Origin of the sequence: Streptomyces milbemycinicus (assembly GCF_002154605.1) — a bacterium.
Classification (GTDB): domain Bacteria; phylum Actinomycetota; class Actinomycetes; order Streptomycetales; family Streptomycetaceae; genus Streptomyces; species Streptomyces milbemycinicus.
Genome location: NZ_MUNE01001042.1, coordinates 1 through 1,293, shown reverse-complemented (window position 1 = coordinate 1,293; position 1,293 = coordinate 1). Strand labels below are relative to the sequence as shown.

Below are 1,293 nucleotides of genomic sequence, written 5' to 3'. Positions count from 1 at the left end.
AGATGTGTATAGGAGAGAGTCGTCGGCCTACGCCCCCAGCCGGTCCGAGGCCACCGGCCGCACACCCCACCTCGGCTACAGCCGCCCCGGCTTCTCCACGGAGGGCGACGTCCCCAAGACCCGCCCCCGCTTCACCAGCCCGGACTTCACCAGCCCCGACTACGGCGGCCCGGAACACCAGCCCGACTAGACCGCGTGCCTTCGATCAGATGACAGAACCTCAGGCGCTGACCAACTCGGCGTTCGCGCGCTGCGTGACCAGTGCCAACACGCGGCCCGCGACGGCAAGGTCCTCGGCCGGAATCCCGGCGTACAGGCGGGCGGAGATCTCGGCGGTCTCAGCGGAGGTGCTCTCGTACAGCTCCCGTCCGGCGTCCGTGAGCCGCACCCGGGACACCTCCGCCGGGTCCTCTTCCAGCAGCTTCGCGGCCGTCAGCTCCTCGATCACGCCGCGCACGACCGACTCGTCGGTCTTCAGTGAGCCGGTGACGTCGGCGACGAGCTCGTCCCGGCCGATGGACTCGCCCGCGAGCACGACGGCCACGAGTGTCACACTCTGGTGGAACGTGACTCCGTGGCGGGCCAGCACGCCCTCCGCGAGGGAACGCCCGGCGTAGTGGGCCAGGGCTATGGCCCGGCCATTGACCGTGGGTGCGGTGGTGGTCATGACTGCTCCTCGTCGTTCTCGGTGTGTGGATCAAGAGATACGTCAAGAGGTACGTCGAGCAGGGTCGCCAGTTCGCGGTTGAACTGCCGTGTGCGCGCGCTGTCCTGTCCTCCGAGCGGCTCCAGCAACTGATCCAGCAGACCCTGGACCACTGTGATCGCGCGGCGTGTGACATCGCGCCCCTGCTCGGTGAGCGACAGCTGCATGGCGCGCGGGTCGCTCGGGTCCCGGGTACGGGCGACGAGCCCGGCGGCCTCCAGGGCACGGGCGAGCTTGGAAACGTACAACGGCTCGAGCCCTGTGTGGTCGGCGAGCCGACGCTGACTGGGCCGCAGCCCGGAGCGCGACATGCCGTAGAGCGATGCCATCAACGAGTACTGGGCATGGGTCAGGCCCAGCGGCGCGACCGCCCGATCGACGGCCACCCGCCACTTCATCGACAAGCGCCAGACCAGGAACCCTGCTGTGGCGCTCTCAGCTGCTGAACTCACACCGAATACAATACATGGCCACTATGTACATGGCCATTATGTGCATGGCTACTATTTTCCCGCGGCCCAACCGCCCCGCCCGGTGATCGCGAGCACCCTGGCGAACGCATCGGCCCCGGGCCCCGGGTCGGCCCC

2 protein-coding genes and 1 pseudogene are annotated in these 1,293 nt (G+C 68.6%); 1 reads left to right on the top strand and 2 read right to left on the bottom strand.

Going from position 1 to position 1,293, the window contains the following annotated elements; translation table 11 throughout:
* Positions 1 to 190: pseudogene (locus CCN51_RS50760) on the top strand (hypothetical protein); the annotation flags it as partial.
* A 30-nt stretch (positions 191 to 220) separates the two neighbouring features.
* Here CCN51_RS50760 and CCN51_RS50755 read toward each other — a convergent pair.
* Positions 221 to 667: a winged helix DNA-binding protein gene (locus CCN51_RS50755; RefSeq protein WP_014177907.1), complete on the bottom strand. Its 447-nt coding sequence runs from the start codon at positions 665 to 667 to the stop codon at positions 221 to 223.
* Positions 664 to 1,158, bottom strand: coding sequence for a MarR family winged helix-turn-helix transcriptional regulator (locus CCN51_RS50750; protein WP_043487228.1), 495 nt, complete (start codon positions 1,156 to 1,158; stop codon positions 664 to 666). The genes CCN51_RS50755 and CCN51_RS50750 overlap by 4 nt, the downstream gene beginning before the upstream one ends.
* Positions 1,159 to 1,293 lie beyond the last annotated feature (135 nt).

Excerpts from the sequence above, each read along its gene's own strand:
- CCN51_RS50755 (WP_014177907.1), bottom strand. The coding sequence starts at position 667 with ATGACCACCACCGCACCCACGGTCAATGGCCGGGCCATAGCCCTGGCC.